The organism is Amycolatopsis saalfeldensis (genome assembly GCF_900110575.1).
In the GTDB taxonomy this organism is placed as follows: Bacteria; Actinomycetota; Actinomycetes; order Mycobacteriales; family Pseudonocardiaceae; genus Amycolatopsis; species Amycolatopsis saalfeldensis.
Window position 1 is genome coordinate 26,294 of sequence record NZ_FOEF01000026.1, and the last position, 15,882, is coordinate 42,175.

The window sequence follows — 15,882 nt, forward strand, 5'->3', positions numbered from 1 at the left end:
GCGCCGGTCAAGTGGCGACGGGCAGGTCGGCCAGCCGCCATTCGAGCATCCCGTCAGCCAGCCGGCGAGCCGGCCGTCCCTGCGCAGCAAGCAGCCGGACGGCGTCGTGGGCGAGCACACAGTAGGCACCGCGGCAGTACGCGACCACCTCCCGATCCACCGGCAGGTCGGCCAGCCGCTCGGCAAGCTCGTCCAGCGGGATCGACACCGCGCCAGGGATGTGCCCGGCGGCGTACTCCTCGGCAGGGCGTACGTCGAGCACGGTGACCTCGCCGGAGCGGACCCGCTGCAGCAGCTCCTCGCGGGTGACATGCTCGGTATCCGGTCCGAGATAGGCAGCTTTTGCGATCTCCACGTCGGACAGGTGCCCGCCGGCCACGCTGCGCACCAAGGCGTAGAGGGAAGCGACATCGCCACCGGCGAGCCGGTAGTGGATCTTGGTGCCCTCGCGGCGGGTCGCCACCAGGCCGGCCTGCTTGAGGGTCTGCAGGTGCGCCGAGGCGGTGCTCAGCCCCAGCTCCGCGGCCCGTGCCAGTGCCTCGACCGTGCGCTCGCCCTGCGCCAGCAGATCCAGCAGTTCCAGCCGCTTCCCGCTGCCCAGCGCCTTGCCCACGCGGGCGAACTGCTCGAACAGCGTGGTCTTGGCGGCTCGCTCACCCATGGTTCTCCAATCATCCTTGGAATAGTGTAGAACAGTAGTCGCGCGGGCATCCCACCCGCTCGTCAAGAGTCAAGGAGGTGGCGGGTGAGCACGGTCGAGGTCGTTCCGCTCGTTGACGAAGGACTGGGCAACTCCGCCTACCTTCTGGATCTCGGCGATGGGCGCGCGATGGTGGTCGACGTCAGCCTCGACCTGCGCGCGACCTCCGCCGCCGCCCGGCGCCGCGGGTTGACGGTGGCGTTCGCCGCCGACACCCACCTGCACGCCGACTTCCTCTCCGGCGCTGGCCAGCTGTCGGCCACCGAGGGCACGCAGGTGCTGGCCTCCGCGGCCGGACACCGCGAGTTCGAGCACAACGGTCTGCGCGACGGTGACGAGGTCGATCTCGGCGGGCTGCGGTTACGAGCCCTGGGCACGCCGGGACATACCCATGAGCACCTGTCGTTCCTGCTGCTGGACGGCGACAAGCCGGTCGGAGTGTTCACCGGTGGCTCGCTGCTGGTGGGCGCGGCAGCCCGCACCGACCTCGTCTCGCCCGAGCGGACCGAGGCGCTGGCCCGCGCCCAGTACGCGTCGCTGCAACGGCTGGCCACGCTGCCGGACGACGTGGCGGTGTGGCCCACGCACGGCGCGGGCTCGTTCTGTTCCGCCCCGCCGGGCACGGAACGCACCAGCACCATCGGCCGAGAGAAAGCCACGAATCCGCTGCTGCGCGCCGCCGACGAGGACGCGTTCGTCACCGCACTGCTCGGGTCGCTGGGCAGCTTCCCGCCGTACTTCCTGCGCCTGGGCGAGATCAACCGCCGCGGACCCGACGTGCTCGATCACCCTCCGGCGCTGGCCGGCCTGAACGTCGCCCAGACGCGGTCGCTGCTCGCCCACGGCGCGCTGCTGGTGGACGCGCGACCGGTCGCGGACTTCGCCGCCGCGCACGTGCCCGGCGCATTGTCCATCCCGCTGCGGCCGGTGTTCGCCTCCTGGCTCGGCTGGCTCGCCCCGCCCGACCGGCCGCTGATCATGCTGCGGAACGCCGATCAGGATCCGGCGGAGATCGCCTGGCAGGCCACCAAGATCGGCTACACCAACCTCGCCGGGGAACTCACCGGCGGCCTGGCCGCGTGGGTCGCCGCCGAGCAACCCACCACCACGACCCGGCTCGTCGGGCCCGGCGACATCGACTCGCCGGTACTGGACATCCGGCAGACCCCGGAGTTCGCTGCCGGGCACCTGCCCGGTGCGCTGCATCTCGAACTCGGCGATCTGTCCAGCCGGGCGACCGAGGTGCCGCACGGGCCGCTGGTGGTGATGTGCGGGCACGGCGAACGCGCGATGGGCGCGGCCAGCCTGCTCGAACAAGCCGGCCACCGCGACCTCGCCGTGCTCACCGGCGGCCCCGACGACTGGGCCACCGCCACCGGTCACCGGCTGGAGACCGGCGCGTGAGCGTCGCCGGCGAGCTTCGGCTGGGGATCCGCGCCAACCTGGCCCAGTTCAGCCTGCTGGTCGCGGTCAACGCCCTGGTCGGCGGCGAGCTCGGGCAGGAACGCACGGTGCTGCCGCTGCTGGCCGAACAGACCTTCCACCTGACCGGCTACACCTTCCTGCTCACCTACGTGCTCGCCTTCGGCATCACCAAGGCCGCCACCAACTACGTCGCCGGCATTTTCTCCGACCGCTACGGCCGCAAGCCGGTGCTGCTGGCCGGGTGGCTGATCGCGCTCCCCGTACCGCTGATGCTGATCTGGGCGCCGTCGTGGGGCTGGGTCGTGGCCGCCAACGTGCTGCTCGGGATCAACCAGGGCCTGACCTGGTCCACCACCGTGATCATGAAGATCGACCTCGCCGGACCGGCCCGCCGCGGCCTGGCGATGGGCCTCAACGAGGCCGCCGGATACCTCGCGGTCGCCGTCACCGCGCTGGCCACCGGGTACCTCGCCGCCCGCTACGGGCTGCGGCCGGCGCCGTTCCTGCTCGGCCTGGCCTATGCCGCCCTCGCCCTCGGCCTGACCACGTTCGCCGTGCACGAGACCCGCGACCACGCCCGGCTCGAAGCCACCCAGCACACCGCCCGTGCCGACGGGCGCCACGACCACCTCCACGCCGACCTGACCGACAGCCAGGTCTTCGCCCACACCAGCCTGCATGAACCCGCCCTGTCCGCGGCCAGCCAAGCCGGGATGGTCAACAACCTCAACGACGGCCTCGCCTGGGGCCTGTTCCCCATCCTGTTCGCCACCACCGGACTGCCGGTGTCCCGCATCGGGATCCTCGCCGCGCTCTACCCCGCGGTCTGGGGGCTCGGCCAGCTCGTCACCGGGCCGCTGTCGGACCGCTGGGGCCGCAAACACCTGATCACCGCGGGCATGGGAGTCCAAGCCGTGGCCCTTGCCCTCATCGCGGTGGCCGACACGTTCGCGGTGTGGGCAGTAGCGGCGGTGCTGCTGGGCGCCGGTACCGCCCTGGTCTATCCGACCCTGCTCGCCACGATCGGCGACGTCGCCCACCCCGCGTGGCGCGCCCGCGCGGTCGGCGTCTACCGGCTCTGGCGCGACGGTGGCTTCGCCGTCGGCGCCCTGCTCGCCGGCATCGTCGCCGACCTCTGGGGCCTGCGGGCCGCGGTGTGGGTGGTCGCCGCGATCACCGCCGTCTCCGGGCTGATCGTGGCGATCCGCATGTACGAAACACACACATCCGCTCCACTGTGGGAGAAAGGCACATCGTGACCGTCCCCAGTGGACTCACCGACGGTCCGATCTACCTCGACTACAACGCCACCACCCCGATCGACCCTGCCGTCACCGAGGCGATACTGCCGTATTTGACTGGCGGGTTCGGTAATCCCTCCAGCGACCACCACTACGGCACCGCGCCCCGCGCGGCACTGGAGCACGCCCGCGGCCAGGTCTCCGCCCTGATCGGCGCGGCCGCCGGGCGGATCGTGTTCACCGGATCCGGGTCGGAAGCCGACAACCTCGCCATCCGCGGCGCGGTCCTGGCGGCTGGAGCCGACCGGCCGCATGTGATCACTCAGCAGACCGAGCATCCCGCCGTGCTGGCGACATATCAGGCATTGCGGCGCTGGCACGAGGTCGACGTGACCTATCTGCCGGTCGACGGTGCTGGTGTGGTCGACCCGGCCGAGTTGGCCGCCGCGTTCACCGAGCACACCGTGCTGGTGTCGATCATGGCGGCGAACAACGAAACCGGTGCGCTGCAACCGATCGCCGAACTCGCCCGCGTCACCCACGAGCACGGCGCGGTGTTCCACTGCGACGCGGCCCAAGCGGTCGGGAAGATCCCGCTCGACGTGTCCGCGCTTGATGTGGATTTGCTGACGGTGGTCGGGCACAAGATGTACGCACCGAAAGGCATCGCCGCGCTCTATATCCGATCCGGAGTGCCTCTCGAACCGCTGATCTACGGCGGCGGGCAAGAACACGGACTGCGGGCCGGCACCGAAAACGTCGCCTTCGCCGTCGCTCTCGGCACCGCCGCGCAACTCGCCGCCGACGACCTTGCCGCAGGAGGCCGTCACCGCATCCAGCAGTTGCGGGACCGTCTCCACGACCTGCTCGTCCGCAGCCTGCCCGAGCGCGTTCTTCTCAACGGGCCCATGAGTGCGCGGCTGCCGAACACGCTCAACATCAGCATCCGCGGCATCACCGGACACAGCCTGCTCGCCGCGACACCCGATATCGCCGCGTCGACCGGATCGGCCTGCCACAGCGGTGACCATCAACCCTCGCCGGTGCTCACCGCCATGGGGCTGGACGCCGACCGGGGCCTGGCCGCGTTGCGGCTGTCGCTGGGCCGATGGAGCACCAGAGACGACGTCGACCGTGCCGCGGAGCTGATCACCGCCTCCGCACGCCGGCCGTAGACCGCGATACGGGGACGCCCTATGAGTGCTGGCGGACGGCCGCGTGGTGGTCCGCGCCCGCGTCACCGCCGGGGTGGGCGTGGATGAGTGCCTCGTTCAGGCGCGGCAGCGCGTGGATCAGGCGATGTTCGGCGTCGTGGGCGATCTTGTGGGCCTGCAGCAGGGTCAGGGTCGGATCGACGTCGAGTTCCGACTCGGCGATGAGCGAGTGCCCGACCCAGCGCAGCCGGATCGTGTCCACCCCGCGAACACCGGGGGTGGCGGCGAGGGTTTGTTCGGCGGTGTCGACCAGCGCCGGGTCGACCGCGTCGAGCATCCGGGAGAAGACTTCCTTGGCCGCACCCCACAGGACTGACAGGATCGCCGTGGTGATCAGCAACCCGACGACCGGATCCGCCCACCGCCAGCCGAGCCAGGAGCCGCCGGCGGCGAGCAGGACCGCGAGGCTGGTGAACCCGTCGGTGCGGGCGTGCAGGCCGTCGGCGACCAGTGCGGCCGAACCGATCTGGCGGCCGACGGTGATGCGGTAACGAGCGACGATCTCGTTGCCGAGGAACCCGACGACCCCGGCGGCGGCGACCCAGCCGATCTCGGTCATGTCGCGAGGATTGAGCAGGCGGTCGATCGCGGTCCACGCCGCCAGCACGGCAGAGGCGAACATGACCAGCAGGATCACCAGCCCGGCCAGGTCTTCACTGCGGCCCAGGCCATAGGTGAAACGCCGGGTCGCCGCCCGGCGCCCGAGCAGGAAGGCGATCGCCAGCGGCACAGCGGTCAACGCATCGGCGAAGTTGTGCAGCGTGTCACCCAGCAACGCCACCGACCCGCTGATCAGCACCACCACCAATTGAGCGACGGCGGTGACCATCAGACCGGCGAACGAGATCCACAACGTGCGCATGCCGCGCGCGCTGGCCTCCAGCGTGGAGTCCACGATGTCCGCACTGTCGTGGCTGTGCGGCGTCACCGCGTGCTTGACCTGGCCCCACAGTCGCGACAGCGGACCACCGCCGACGTGACCATGCCCACGGCCGTGCCCCTCGGCGTGGCCATGTCCATGGCCGTGGCCGTGCTCACCGGTGGGCTCGTGACCGGTCTGCCGCACCGCGGCGTCCGCCTCGGGGGTGTCTTTGCTGGTGTCATCGCCCATGCTGAGGCACTATACGTTGTTATGTACGCACATGACGAGGCGGCGTCGGCGGAACACTGGCGCGACGCCACCGACGACCAGATCCACACCACCGCCGAGTTCTTCAGCATGCTCGCCGATCCCACCCGGCTGCGGCTGCTCATCGCGCTGCTCGACGCCGACCGCGACGTCACGACGCTCGCCGCGGCCGTGGCGATGGCCCGCCCCACCGTGTCGCAGCACCTGGCCAAACTCCGCCTCGCCGGACTCGTCGCCACCCGCCGCGACGGCCGCCACGCGCTCTACCGTCTGCGCGGCGGGCACGTGCGTGCCCTGCTCACCCACGCCCTGGCCCAGGCCGACCACGGCCTGCGTCAGCTCCCCGAGCACGACTGAGTGGTGTGAGTAGCAGGTCGGTCATCGGGCGGGTCGGTCCAGGCCGGTGAGCCGGGCAACGGCGGCAAAGCCGTCGTCGGTACCGGGCCAGTGCGCACGGACCGCATCGACGCCCCCGCGGCGGACCACGCTGCGCAGCACCGCGGTGACGATGATGGCGTCATCGGCGTACCCGAGAACGGGGATGAAGTCCGGGATCAGGTCGATCGGGAACGCGAGGTAAGCCAGCAGCAACCCCAGCCGGATACGAACACCGCGCGGCAAGGTCTTGTCAGCGACCAGCCGCCGCACGAGGCGCACCACGTCGGGCAGCACCCGCAGCGCCTCACGCAGCAGCCCGCCCCGCGGGCGGGCGATGACCAGCACGATCACCAACGCAAGCCAGGCCAGCAGCACCGCGGCGACAACGCCGACGAGCAGGTCCCACCAGAACCAGCCGGTCACGACAGATCCACCGCTCGCGACTGCGCCGGCTCGCCAGCCCGACCACCGGGTCGGCCCACGGCCATCCAGCCCAGGCACCGCCGACCGCGAGCAGCGCTGGCAGCGGACAACGCCGCCGCCCTGACCGCCTGCATGGGGATCCCTCCCAGCGCCTGAACCACAGCGGGGTGGACGGGGGTACGCGGCGTCCGCCCCTGGCGAGCCGGTGCGGTCACCGGCCGAGGGTGAGTTGGCGGAGGTGGTAGTCGAAGTGCTGTGTGGGAAAGCGGTACACGTCGCCCAGCGTCATGAAGTCGGCGAAGAAGGGGTCCCATCGGGTCGGGTAGTGCATGCCACGGGCTAGGTCCGCGTCGGTTTCGGTGTCGAGCCGGCGATCGAGCGCGGCCGTGGTCCGGTCGAACAGCACGCCCATGCGGTGCCGGGTGAGGACGTTCCCGCCCAGGCGGGAGCCCAGGTAGTTGACCGCGTCGAACGGCTTGGTGCCCGCGTTGAGTAGTCGCGCGTAGGCTCGACTGACGTTGCTTGGGAGCCGTCCGAAGAGGCGCACGAGGGTGAGCAGGGCGCGCATGATCAGGTAGCCGAGCAGCATGTGGAACAGCAACTGCCGGTTGGTCCAGCGCGTGCCGTTCGACGGGCGGCGCAGGTCATCGGCGGTCGCGTCGTCGAGGAGCCGGTGGAAGGTCGTACGGACTCGCTCCAGGTCCTGATGAACGGCGTGCTTGTCCACCAGTGCAGTGTCCGCCTCCGACTCCTCCGTGGCCAGCGGAGCACACGCCGCTGCGCGGGGCATTAGGCTGATCGAATGCGGGAGGCGTTTCACGGCGAGTTGGCGCAGCTGGGCGAGCAGCTCGACGCGATGTGCGGGCTGGCCGCGGAGGCGATGCGGCGTGCCACGCAGGCGCTGCTGGACACCGATCTGGCACTCGCCGAGCGGGTGGTGGCCGACGATGACGAGCTGGACCGTCACCGGGGCGCGTGCGAAGACCACGCTCAGAAGCTGCTGGCGTTGCAGGCGCCGGTCGCCGGGGACTTGCGCACCATCCTCGCCGCGCTGTACTGCGCGGAGATCATCGAGCGGATGGGAGACCTGGCCGCGCACATCGCGGCGACCGTCCGCTTCAACCATCCCGAGCCGGCCATCCCGCCCAGCCTGCGCGACCTCTTCGCCACGCTGGGACAGCGCGCCGGAGACATGGCCATCCATCTGCGCGGTCTGATCAGCGGATTCTCTCCGGACGGATTCGCCGAGATGGATCGTCTCGATGACGCCGTTGACGCGCTTCACGCCGAGGTAATGGCCACTGTCACCGGCACGGACTGGTCCGACGGCGTACGGACGGCGACGAACGTGGCGCTGCTGGCGCGGTTTTACGAGCGGTTCGCCGACCAGGCCGTCTCGGCAGCTCGGCGCCTCGACTTCGCCACGACGGGCACGCTCCCGAACTGAACCCCGTCGCGTCCGACGCTGGTCTCGGTGCTGATCACGGATTTGTGCCGCTCTCTGACTCGGCTGCGGACGCGGCCTTGTTCTGGTGGCGAACCATTTTGCGCAGGACACGGTGGGGTCGGTGAGCGTTCGTGCCTCGACGGGTGGCGAGCAGGCGCAGGCCGATGACCTTGAGCAGGAAGACAGCTACCAGGCCGAGGGCGGTCCAGTCCGTCCACCGCGAGGCAGCGAGCACGGCGCCACCCAGCCCCAGGTGCGCGGCGACGACCAGGGCGGCGACAACGATGAGAAACCACCATCCTAAGTGGAACCGTCGGCGTGCGGCGGTCTCGGCGCGCTGCGGTTCCTGCGCCGGGACAGAGGTGTCCGCGGTGTCGCCGGGTGCATCAAGTCGCTGCCACACCACCGTCAGCTCGTCGCGACGGCCGATCTTTTCCAGGCGCGCGGCGAGGAGTCGTTGGATCTGCTGCAGGTTGTTGTCGGTGTCGGCCTCGGCGCGCAGGATCAGGGTGCCGGGAGTGGCGTGCAGCGTCCACCGGCCCCAGTTCAGCTGGACGGTCCCGTCGGTGTCGGACCATTCGGCGTGCTGTATTTCCGGGGGTGTGTGCGGGTTCTCGCCGTCGTGGCTGCGCGGGCGGTGCCTCATCTGGTTGGCGTGCCGGCAGAGTTGGACGAGGTAGCGGCTGGGGCGGTCGGTCTGCACGCGGGCTTCGGCGGTCGGCATGCTGGGCCTCTCCGTGGGCACGTTCAGATCCGGGTGGTGGTGACGAGCCAGGCCCGGATGCCGTCCGGGTCGGCGGTGATCTCGATCGTGGCCGGCTCGATCGAGTCGATCCGCCAGCCGTCGGCGAAGGAAGCAGTGATCTCCTCCCGCGTCACGCGATGGACCCGTGGCCAGCCGTCGGCGGGCTGCCGGTCGCTGAAGCACAGCATGAAGTAGTGCCCGCCCGGCACCAGCACGGACCGCAGGCTCTCGACAAAGGCAGTGCGGTCGTCGCCGGAGAAGATGTGGAAGAGGCCGCAGTCGAGCACGGTGTCGAAGGATTCGCCGAGCTCGACCAGGTTCCGGGCGTCCTGCCGCAGGAATCGTGCCGGACGGCCCCGGTCGCGGGCCTTGCGCTCGGCGGCCGTCAGCGCGGTGGACGCGAGGTCGACGCCGGTGGCGTCAAGGCCGAGGCCCGCGGCCAGGAGCACGTGCTCGCCGGTCCCGCAGCCCACGTCCAGCACTCGCCCGGTGATGGCACCGGCTTCGGCGAGGCCGGCGAACGCAGGCTGGGGTCGGCCGATGTCCCACGGTGGCGGGGTGAGGTAAAGCTCGTCGGGTCGTCGCGCGTTCGCGGCATCGGGGTGGGGATGTGGCGGCAGGCCGGTCATGGCAGGTCCTCCCAGGTGGGTGCGACCGCCAATTTATCGAGACACTTTGTCTCTGTCAATCCAGAGTGTATTGACAGAGACGTTGCGTATACTGCGGTGGTGCCGAAGCTGTGGAACGAGACGATCGACGCGCATCGCCACGCGGTGCGTGAGGCGATCCTGGACACCACTTGGGCGCTGGCCACCGAGCACGGGCTGACGTCGGTGACGATGTCGCAGATTGCCGAGAAGACCGGCATCGGCCGGGCGACGCTGTACAAGTACTTTCCCGATGTCGAAGCGATCCTGTTCGCCTGGCATGAGCGTCAGATCGCCGCGCACCTTCAGCAACTCGTCGACATCCGCGACGAGGCCGGCGACGCCGGTCGGCGGCTCGACGCGGTACTGGAGGCGTATGCGTTCATTGCCCACGAGCGCCAGCGTCACGGTGCGGACCTCGGCGCTCTCCTGCATGGCGGCGGGCATACCGCCCACGCGCAGCAGCACCTGCAGGGCTTCGTCCGGGACCTGCTCGCGGAGGCCGCGAAGGCCGGCGACGTCCGGGATGACGTCGCGCCCGACGAGCTCGCCGGTTACTGCCTCTACGCTCTGACCGCGGCCGGCGGCCTGCCGTCCAAGGCCGCGGTCCGTCGGCTGGTCACGGTCACGCTGGCCGGGCTGCGCCCGCCACGCTGACTCAGTTCTCCGCTGCCGTGAGGACACGGCGGAGCTGCACCGTGGAGGGCGAGCCGCTGACGTGCCCGTCGGGGCCGGTGTACAACCGGCACGACATGCTCGGCGACCGGCCCGGCTCGGCGAACGGATCCGCACCGTTGACCAGGAGCGTCGGCGAGCCCGACATCCCCAGCGCTACGGCCTGAGCGTCATCCGTGACGACCTGCCGATCGAGTTGCACGTCGGGCCGCTCGGCCAGGAGGCGGGTGAGTCGTTCAGTCAGTACGGTTGCGCCGGGACAGCCGGGGACGTGCAGGAACTGGATCCGCATGTCACGGCTTTCGGATCGGCGAGAGCTGCAGCATGCTTTGCTGCTCGGTGGGTGTGGATTCGGGTGCGCAGCAGGCGCAACCGCCGTCTTGTGCCGCGCCCGCCGGTGCGGCGGGAATCTGTTGTGGGGCAATGGGTTCGGGTGTGCTGGCGCCGCGGAGTGGGCGGAGTCGTCCGGCGCGGACGCCGTTGCCGATGACGAAGACTTCGGCGAGTTCGTGGATGAACACCACGGTGGCCAGTCCGAGGAACCCGAATGCGGCGAGCGGCACGAGGGTGAGCACGATCGCCGCGGACAGTCCGATGTTCTGCAGCATGATCACTCGCGCGCGGCGGGCGTGCGCCAATGCTTGGGGGAGGTGGCGCAGGTCGGTGCCCATGAGGGCGACGTCGGCGGTGTCGATGGCGACGTCGCTGCCCATCGCGCCCATGGCGATGCCGACGTCGGCGGTGGCCAGGGCGGGGGCGTCGTTGACGCCGTCGCCGACCATCGCGATCGCGCCGCGGTGCCGGTGGCGTAGCTGCTCGATGAGCGCGGCTTTGTCGGTGGGCCGCAGTTCGGCGTGCACGTCGGTGATCCCGGCTTGGCCGGCCAGGGCGGTGGCGGTGGCGGTGTTGTCTCCGGTCAGCATCGTCACGTGGAGCCCGGCCTCGCGTAGGGCGTGGACGGTGTCGGGGGCTTCTGGGCGGAGTTCGTCGCGGATGCCGATCAGCCCGAGCAGGGTGCCGTCGTGTTCGATCACGGCCACGGTCGTGCCGTCCTCCTGCAGCCGGGCCACGTCGCCGGACAACGGTCCGGGGTCGATCCAGCCGGGCTTGCCCAAGCGGGCCGGGACACCGTCCAGGCTGCCTTCGAGCCCGGCGCCGGGAACCGCTGTCACGTTGTCCGCGGCGGCCGGGTTCGGGGTGGCGGCGAGGATCGCGGCGGCGAGGGGGTGTTCGCTGCGGGCCTCCAGCGCGGCGGCTACCGCCAGTACCCGCTGCGGGCTGGTGTCGCCCGCGGGCACGATCTCGGTCACTGTGGGTTGGTTGCGGGTCAGGGTGCCGGTCTTGTCCAGCGCGATGGCGCGGACCGCGCCGAGGGCTTCGAGCGCGGCGCCACCTTTGACGAGCACACCGAGTCGGCTGGCGGCGCCGACGGCGGCGATTACCGTGACCGGCACGGAGATCGCCAGTGCGCACGGGGCGGCGGCGACCAGCACCACCAGTGCCCGCTCGATCCACACCTCCGGATCCCCGAACAGCGCGCCGAGACCGGCGATGAGCGCGGCGAGAACCATGACGGCGGGCACCAGGGGCCGGGCGATACGGTCGGCGAGGCGCTGGCGGACGCCTTTGCGTTGCTGGGCGTCCTCGACCACGCGCACGACCTTGGCCAGCGAGTTGTCCTCGGTGGTGGCGGTGGCCTCCACAGTGAGCACGCCGATACCGTTGATCGACCCGGCGAACACTTCGTCCCCCGGTGCGATCTCCACCGGAACCGACTCGCCCGTGATGGCCGAAGTGTCCACACTGGAGCGTCCGCTCCGGACGATGCCGTCGCTGGCCACCCGGTCCCCGGCCCGTACCAGCATCCGGTCGGAGACCCGCAGTTGCTCCGGCGCGATCGTGGCCTCGCTGCCGTCGCGCAGGACGGTGATCCGGTCTGGGACCAAAGCGAGCAGGGCGCGCAGGCCGCGGCGGGTGCGGGCCAGTGAGTAGTCCTCCAGGGTCTCGCTGATGGAGAACAGGAACGCCAGCATGGCCGCCTCGGCGAACTGGCCGAGGACCAGCGCACCGGCCAGGGCGATGGTCATCAGGGTGCCGACCCCGATCCGGCGCCGCCACAACGCCTGCAGGGTGCCGGGCACGAAGGTGTACCCGCCGATCCCGGCCGCGAGCAGATACGCCACGACGGAGGTGATCGTGGAGCCTAGCCACCCGGCGAGTAAGCCCGCGACGACGAGGAGCCCGGCGACCGCGGCGAGCTGGATCTCCTGCACCTGCCACAGCCGCTGAGGCGTCTCCTCGTGGTCATCGTCGCGGCCGGGTTCGTCGGGGCCGCAGCACGCGTCGCTCATACCGGATCAACCTCCGCCGTGATGCTGGCGGTGACGGTGTCCAGTACCTGGTGGCCGGTGGCGTTGAGCCGGTACATCACCAGCTTGCCGTCCCGGCGGGAGCCGACCAGCCCGGCTGAGCGCAGCTGCCGCAGGTGATGCGACACCAGCCCCTGGGAGGAGCCGACGATCCAGGCCAGGTCGCACACGCACAGCTCGTCGCCGACGTGCAGGGCGTGCGCGATCCGCAACCGGGTCGGGTCACCCAGCGCCCGTAGCCGCTCCGCCCGCCGCGTGAGTTCCTCCGCCGCCGGGAGGGCGGTGCGCAGGGCCTCGGCGTGATCGAAGTCGATGCACAACAGCTCGCACTGGTCGTCACTCATAGGGTCAATCTAACAACCGTCGATATGTTTGGGCAACAATGTGGCGCTTCCCGCACCAGGTGCCGTCGGAGCGCGAGCGGCCGTGACAACCCCGATCATGAGAGCTAGAGTCCCCACGTGAAATACCCCCTGCGGGTATCGAAAGGTGGTCGTGATGGACGCGATCGGGCACGCGCTGGCCTTGGCCGGCTCGATGACGTGGGAGATCCTCTGGGCGCTGATCCTCGGGTTCGCGCTGTCCGCCGTGGTGCAGGCGGTGGTACGCAAGTCCACGATCGTGCGGCTGATGGGCGATGACCGGCCGAAGACGCTGGCGGTCGCGTCGGTGCTGGGCGCGGCTTCGTCGTCGTGCTCCTACGCCGCGGTGGCGCTGGCCCGGTCGTTGTTCCGCAAGGGCGCGGACTTCACCGCCGCGATGGCGTTCGAGATCGGCTCCACCAACCTGGTCGTCGAGCTGGGCATCATCATGGCGTTGCTGATGGGCTGGCAGTTCACCGCCGCGGAGTTCGTCGGCGGGCCGATCATGATTGTGCTGCTCGCGGTGCTGTTCCGGTTGTTCGTCCGGAAACGGCTCATCGCTAAGGCCCGCGAGCAAGCAGAGAAGGGCGTGGCCGGCTCAATGGAAGGCCACGCCGCGATGGACATGTCGGTCGGCGGCGAGGGCTCGTTCTGGCGGCGGCTCGCCTCGCGTGACGGCTTCACGTCGGTGTCGCACGTGTTCGTCATGGAATGGGCGGCGATCCTGCGGGATCTGGTGATCGGGCTGTTGATCGCCGGGGCGATCGGCGCGTGGGTGCCGGAGTCGTTCTGGCGCGCGTTCTTCTTCACCGACCACCCGATCGTCTCGGCGCTCTGGGGACCGATAGTCGGGCCGATCGTGGCAATCCTGTCGTTCGTGTGCTCGATCGGGAACGTCCCGCTGGCCGCGGTGCTGTGGAACGGCGGGATCAGCTTCGGCGGCGTGGTCGCGTTCATCTTCGCCGACCTGCTGATCCTGCCGATCCTCAACATCTACCGGAAGTACTACGGCGCAAAGATGACGCTGGTGCTGCTCGGCACGTTCTACGCGGCCATGGTCGGTGCCGGCTACCTCGTCGAGCTCCTCTTCGGCGTCACCGGTCTCATCCCGAAGGAGCGTTCGGCGACGGTGATGGAGGAGGGTATCTCGTGGAACTACACGACGTGGCTCAACATCGCCTTCCTCATCCTGGCGGCCGTGCTGATCGTGCGGTTCGTGCGGACGGGCGGGCTCGGCATGCTGCGGATGATGGGCGGCTCACCCGACACGCCACATGGCCACGACCATCACGACGAGCACCACCGCTGACTGCCCGCAGCACTCGCGCCGGCCGCTACGCCCGGACGTGCGCGGGTGAGCCGATCCCGATCCGGTCGGCCACCATGGCTTGGAAATGGTCGCATTGGGTGAAGTCGTCGTGGTCACAGTCCAGGGCGCACTCGATCAGCTCCAGGGACGCCTGCGCTTCGGCGATCCGGCGTGCCAGCTCGGCGTGGCGGCGTCGCAGAACGTCGCGGCGCGCCGCCGGCTCCTGGGCGGTGATCATGTCGCGGATGTCGTTCAGGCTGAATCCCGCCTCCTTGGCGCGGAGGATCACGGCCACTCGGTAGAGGTCGTCCCGGCCGTACCGGCGGCGGCTGCCGGCGGCTCGGACGGGCGAGAGCAGCCCCATCGATTCCCAGTGCCGCAGCACATGAGTCGCCAGGCCGAAGCACGCGGCGATCTCACCGATCGTCAGGACCGTCTCGCTTGACTTCATGTCAACATTAAGTCGCAGCATGGCCGGCATGTCCACCAACACCAGCGACACCGGCTCCCTGATCGCAGTGCTCGACCGGGCGGATGCCCTTCCTGGCGCCGCCGACCTGCGCGCCCGCACCTACGACTTGCTCCAGCTCCAACCGGGCGCGCTCGTGGTCGACGTGGGATGCGGTGCGGGCCGCGCGGTCGCCGAACTGACCGAGCGAGGCGCGACGGCGGTCGGGGTCGACGTCAGCGAGCACATGATCACCCTCGCCCGCACGCGGTGGGACGGCGGGGATTTCCGCCTCGGTGACGCCTATGCGCTGCCGCTCGGCGACGGCCAGGCGGCCGGATACCGTGCGGACAAGGTGTTCCACGAACTCAACGACCCGGCCCGAGCGCTCGGTGAGGCCCGGCGCGTCCTCGGCGCCGGCGGGCGGATCGTGCTCGTCGGCCAGGACTGGGACACCATCGTGATCGACTCCGACGACGCAGCGCTCACCCGGCGCATCGTGCACGCCCGCGCCGACACTGTTCCCAATCCTCGGGCCGCCCGCCGCTACCGCACCCTGCTGCTGGACGCCGGCTTCACCGACGTCACCGTCGACGTGCACACCGCCGTGTTCACCGACGCGACGATGCTGCCCATGGTCACCGGGCTCGCCGAAGCGTCCAGCACGGCTGGAGCTGTCACTCGCGAGCAGGCCGACGCCTGGATCGCGGAACAAACCGAGCGTGCGCGGGCCGGGCGGCTCTTCCTCGCGCTGCCGCTGTTCGTGGCCGCGGCCCAACGCGCCTGACCGCAGGAATCACAGCCCACGCAGGCACCGGTCCGGCGCGGCTAGGCTGGCAGGCGTCAGGCACGGCTGGCGAACGGAGGAGCGCGGTGGACGGGGTGGCACGGGTGACGGCCCGCTCGCTGGCCGCGTGCGCCGTGCTGCTCGGCCTGCTGTTCATGCACGGCATCGGCACGGCGGCCGAGACCGGCTGCGCCGGTGGCACTCCGGCGACGACCACGAGCATGGCCCCGCCGACGGTCACCGCCGGGCACGACACCGCGCCGGCCGAGGCCACGTCGAGCATGCCTGATCCCAGGTCGCAAGCGACCTCGCCGCACGCTGGTGGGCACGGCACGGTCTGTGTGTCCACGCCGCCGCGGGGCGAGGTGACCGGACCGCTCACGCTGCCGGTCGCCGGACTGGCTGTCCCCGCCACGCCAGCAGATCCGAGGCCCGGCGCCGTGTGGGCGAGCAGCGCGATGCCTCGTGCCGGTCCTGCCCTGCTGGTGAGCCTGTGCGTGTCCCGGACGTGACAGGGCCTCGGTGACCGGATTCGCCCGGTCACTCATGAGGTCCTTGTTCACCGTGCGCGCGGTGACGCGCG

The 15,882-nt window shown here is 70.5% G+C and carries 19 protein-coding genes; 9 read left to right on the plus strand and 10 right to left on the minus strand.

Going from position 1 to position 15,882, the window contains the following annotated elements; all coding sequences use genetic code 11:
- Nucleotides 1-7: 7 nt before the first annotated feature.
- Nucleotides 8-661 (minus strand): ArsR/SmtB family transcription factor, encoded by a 654-nt coding sequence (locus tag BMY97_RS39340; RefSeq protein ID WP_091627902.1) that lies wholly within the window; start codon nt 659-661, stop codon nt 8-10.
- Nucleotides 662-745: 84 nt separating this feature from the next.
- Between BMY97_RS39340 and BMY97_RS39345 the strand changes: the two genes are divergently transcribed.
- The 3 genes from BMY97_RS39345 to BMY97_RS39355 are packed head-to-tail and all read left to right on the plus strand — an operon-like array spanning nt 746 to nt 4,541.
- A complete protein-coding gene (locus tag BMY97_RS39345) occupies nt 746-2,104 on the plus strand; it encodes an MBL fold metallo-hydrolase (protein WP_091627904.1) in 1,359 nt (452 codons plus the stop codon).
- Nucleotides 2,101-3,384: an MFS transporter gene (locus tag BMY97_RS39350; RefSeq protein WP_091627906.1), complete on the plus strand. Its 1,284-nt coding sequence runs from the start codon at nt 2,101-2,103 to the stop codon at nt 3,382-3,384. Before BMY97_RS39345 ends, BMY97_RS39350 begins: the two co-directional genes overlap by 4 nt.
- Nucleotides 3,282-4,541, plus strand: a complete 1,260-nt coding sequence (locus BMY97_RS39355) for a cysteine desulfurase family protein (RefSeq protein ID WP_245787737.1) — start codon at nt 3,282-3,284, stop codon at nt 4,539-4,541. Before BMY97_RS39350 ends, BMY97_RS39355 begins: the two co-directional genes overlap by 103 nt.
- Before the next feature lie 19 nt (nt 4,542-4,560).
- On the opposite strand, the gene BMY97_RS39360 is transcribed toward BMY97_RS39355, so the two are convergent.
- On the minus strand, nt 4,561-5,691 hold the full coding sequence (locus tag BMY97_RS39360; protein WP_091627910.1) for a cation diffusion facilitator family transporter: 1,131 nt from the start codon (nt 5,689-5,691) through the stop codon (nt 4,561-4,563).
- 21 nt (nt 5,692-5,712) lie between these two features.
- On the opposite strand from BMY97_RS39360, the gene BMY97_RS39365 reads away from it, so the two are divergent.
- Entirely contained in the window at nt 5,713-6,066 is a 354-nt protein-coding gene (locus BMY97_RS39365) for an ArsR/SmtB family transcription factor (RefSeq protein ID WP_091627912.1), read from the plus strand.
- A gap of 21 nt (nt 6,067-6,087) precedes the next feature.
- Here BMY97_RS39365 and BMY97_RS39370 read toward each other — a convergent pair whose 3' ends face one another.
- Together BMY97_RS39370 and BMY97_RS39375 are read right to left on the minus strand one after the other, a co-directional pair.
- Nucleotides 6,088-6,510, minus strand: a complete 423-nt coding sequence (locus BMY97_RS39370; RefSeq protein ID WP_091627914.1) for a YkvA family protein — start codon at nt 6,508-6,510, stop codon at nt 6,088-6,090.
- A gap of 211 nt (nt 6,511-6,721) precedes the next feature.
- Nucleotides 6,722-7,300: a DinB family protein gene (locus BMY97_RS39375; protein WP_342744085.1), complete on the minus strand. Its 579-nt coding sequence runs from the start codon at nt 7,298-7,300 to the stop codon at nt 6,722-6,724.
- A 12-nt stretch (nt 7,301-7,312) separates the two neighbouring features.
- Between BMY97_RS39375 and BMY97_RS39380 the strand changes: the two genes are divergently transcribed.
- A complete protein-coding gene (locus BMY97_RS39380; protein WP_091627918.1) occupies nt 7,313-7,957 on the plus strand; it encodes a phosphate signaling complex PhoU family protein in 645 nt (214 codons plus the stop codon).
- A 34-nt stretch (nt 7,958-7,991) separates the two neighbouring features.
- Here the strand turns inward: BMY97_RS39380 and BMY97_RS39385 are convergent, their stop codons facing one another.
- Entirely contained in the window at nt 7,992-8,681 is a 690-nt protein-coding gene (locus tag BMY97_RS39385) for a DUF2218 domain-containing protein (protein WP_091627920.1), read from the minus strand.
- A gap of 23 nt (nt 8,682-8,704) precedes the next feature.
- The gene (locus BMY97_RS39390; RefSeq protein WP_091627922.1) at nt 8,705-9,331 is read right to left on the minus strand and encodes a class I SAM-dependent methyltransferase; all 627 of its coding nucleotides are present in this window, start codon (nt 9,329-9,331) and stop codon (nt 8,705-8,707) included.
- Between the two features lie 99 nt (nt 9,332-9,430).
- On the opposite strand from BMY97_RS39390, the gene BMY97_RS39395 reads away from it, so the two are divergent.
- On the plus strand, nt 9,431-10,006 hold the full coding sequence (locus BMY97_RS39395) for a TetR/AcrR family transcriptional regulator (RefSeq protein WP_091628057.1): 576 nt from the start codon (nt 9,431-9,433) through the stop codon (nt 10,004-10,006).
- 1 nt (nt 10,007) lies between these two features.
- On the opposite strand, the gene BMY97_RS39400 is transcribed toward BMY97_RS39395, so the two are convergent.
- Genes BMY97_RS39400 through BMY97_RS39410 form a run of 3 tightly spaced genes read right to left on the minus strand, consistent with a single transcriptional unit; the run spans nt 10,008 to nt 12,737 of the window.
- Complete coding sequence (locus BMY97_RS39400; RefSeq protein ID WP_091627924.1) at nt 10,008-10,316, minus strand: hypothetical protein; 309 nt, start codon at nt 10,314-10,316, stop codon at nt 10,008-10,010.
- Nucleotide 10,317: 1 nt separating this feature from the next.
- Nucleotides 10,318-12,375 (minus strand): heavy metal translocating P-type ATPase, encoded by a 2,058-nt coding sequence (locus BMY97_RS39405; RefSeq protein WP_091627925.1) that lies wholly within the window; start codon nt 12,373-12,375, stop codon nt 10,318-10,320.
- Nucleotides 12,372-12,737: an ArsR/SmtB family transcription factor gene (locus BMY97_RS39410; RefSeq protein WP_091627927.1), complete on the minus strand. Its 366-nt coding sequence runs from the start codon at nt 12,735-12,737 to the stop codon at nt 12,372-12,374. Before BMY97_RS39410 ends, BMY97_RS39405 begins: the two co-directional genes overlap by 4 nt.
- A gap of 154 nt (nt 12,738-12,891) precedes the next feature.
- Here BMY97_RS39410 and BMY97_RS39415 point away from each other — a divergent pair, with 154 nt between their 5' ends.
- Nucleotides 12,892-14,064, plus strand: coding sequence for a permease (locus BMY97_RS39415; RefSeq protein ID WP_091627929.1), 1,173 nt, complete (start codon nt 12,892-12,894; stop codon nt 14,062-14,064).
- A gap of 25 nt (nt 14,065-14,089) precedes the next feature.
- On the opposite strand, the gene BMY97_RS39420 is transcribed toward BMY97_RS39415, so the two are convergent.
- Nucleotides 14,090-14,515, minus strand: a complete 426-nt coding sequence (locus BMY97_RS39420; RefSeq protein WP_091627930.1) for a MerR family transcriptional regulator — start codon at nt 14,513-14,515, stop codon at nt 14,090-14,092.
- A 28-nt stretch (nt 14,516-14,543) separates the two neighbouring features.
- Here BMY97_RS39420 and BMY97_RS39425 point away from each other — a divergent pair, with 28 nt between their 5' ends.
- Entirely contained in the window at nt 14,544-15,299 is a 756-nt protein-coding gene (locus BMY97_RS39425; protein ID WP_091628059.1) for a methyltransferase domain-containing protein, read from the plus strand.
- An 86-nt stretch (nt 15,300-15,385) separates the two neighbouring features.
- Nucleotides 15,386-15,811 (plus strand): DUF6153 family protein, encoded by a 426-nt coding sequence (locus BMY97_RS39430; protein WP_091627932.1) that lies wholly within the window; start codon nt 15,386-15,388, stop codon nt 15,809-15,811.
- The last annotated feature ends 71 nt before the right edge of the window (nt 15,812-15,882 follow it).

What these genes read in the sequence shown, in the direction of transcription:
- BMY97_RS39340 (WP_091627902.1), bottom strand. Translation starts at nt 661, where the DNA reads ATGGGTGAGCGAGCCGCCAAGACCACGCTGTTCGAGCAGTTCGCCCGC.
- BMY97_RS39360 (WP_091627910.1), bottom strand. Translation starts at nt 5,691, where the DNA reads ATGGGCGATGACACCAGCAAAGACACCCCCGAGGCGGACGCCGCGGTG.
- BMY97_RS39365 (WP_091627912.1), top strand. Translation starts at nt 5,713, where the DNA reads ATGTACGCACATGACGAGGCGGCGTCGGCGGAACACTGGCGCGACGCC.
- BMY97_RS39375 (WP_342744085.1), bottom strand. Translation starts at nt 7,300, where the DNA reads ATGCCCCGCGCAGCGGCGTGTGCTCCGCTGGCCACGGAGGAGTCGGAG.
- BMY97_RS39380 (WP_091627918.1), top strand. Translation starts at nt 7,313, where the DNA reads ATGCGGGAGGCGTTTCACGGCGAGTTGGCGCAGCTGGGCGAGCAGCTC.
- BMY97_RS39385 (WP_091627920.1), bottom strand. Translation starts at nt 8,681, where the DNA reads ATGCCGACCGCCGAAGCCCGCGTGCAGACCGACCGCCCCAGCCGCTAC.
- BMY97_RS39390 (WP_091627922.1), bottom strand. Translation starts at nt 9,331, where the DNA reads ATGACCGGCCTGCCGCCACATCCCCACCCCGATGCCGCGAACGCGCGA.
- BMY97_RS39400 (WP_091627924.1), bottom strand. Translation starts at nt 10,316, where the DNA reads ATGCGGATCCAGTTCCTGCACGTCCCCGGCTGTCCCGGCGCAACCGTA.
- BMY97_RS39405 (WP_091627925.1), bottom strand. Translation starts at nt 12,375, where the DNA reads ATGAGCGACGCGTGCTGCGGCCCCGACGAACCCGGCCGCGACGATGAC.
- BMY97_RS39410 (WP_091627927.1), bottom strand. Translation starts at nt 12,737, where the DNA reads ATGAGTGACGACCAGTGCGAGCTGTTGTGCATCGACTTCGATCACGCC.
- BMY97_RS39415 (WP_091627929.1), top strand. Translation starts at nt 12,892, where the DNA reads ATGGACGCGATCGGGCACGCGCTGGCCTTGGCCGGCTCGATGACGTGG.
- BMY97_RS39420 (WP_091627930.1), bottom strand. Translation starts at nt 14,515, where the DNA reads ATGAAGTCAAGCGAGACGGTCCTGACGATCGGTGAGATCGCCGCGTGC.
- BMY97_RS39425 (WP_091628059.1), top strand. Translation starts at nt 14,544, where the DNA reads ATGTCCACCAACACCAGCGACACCGGCTCCCTGATCGCAGTGCTCGAC.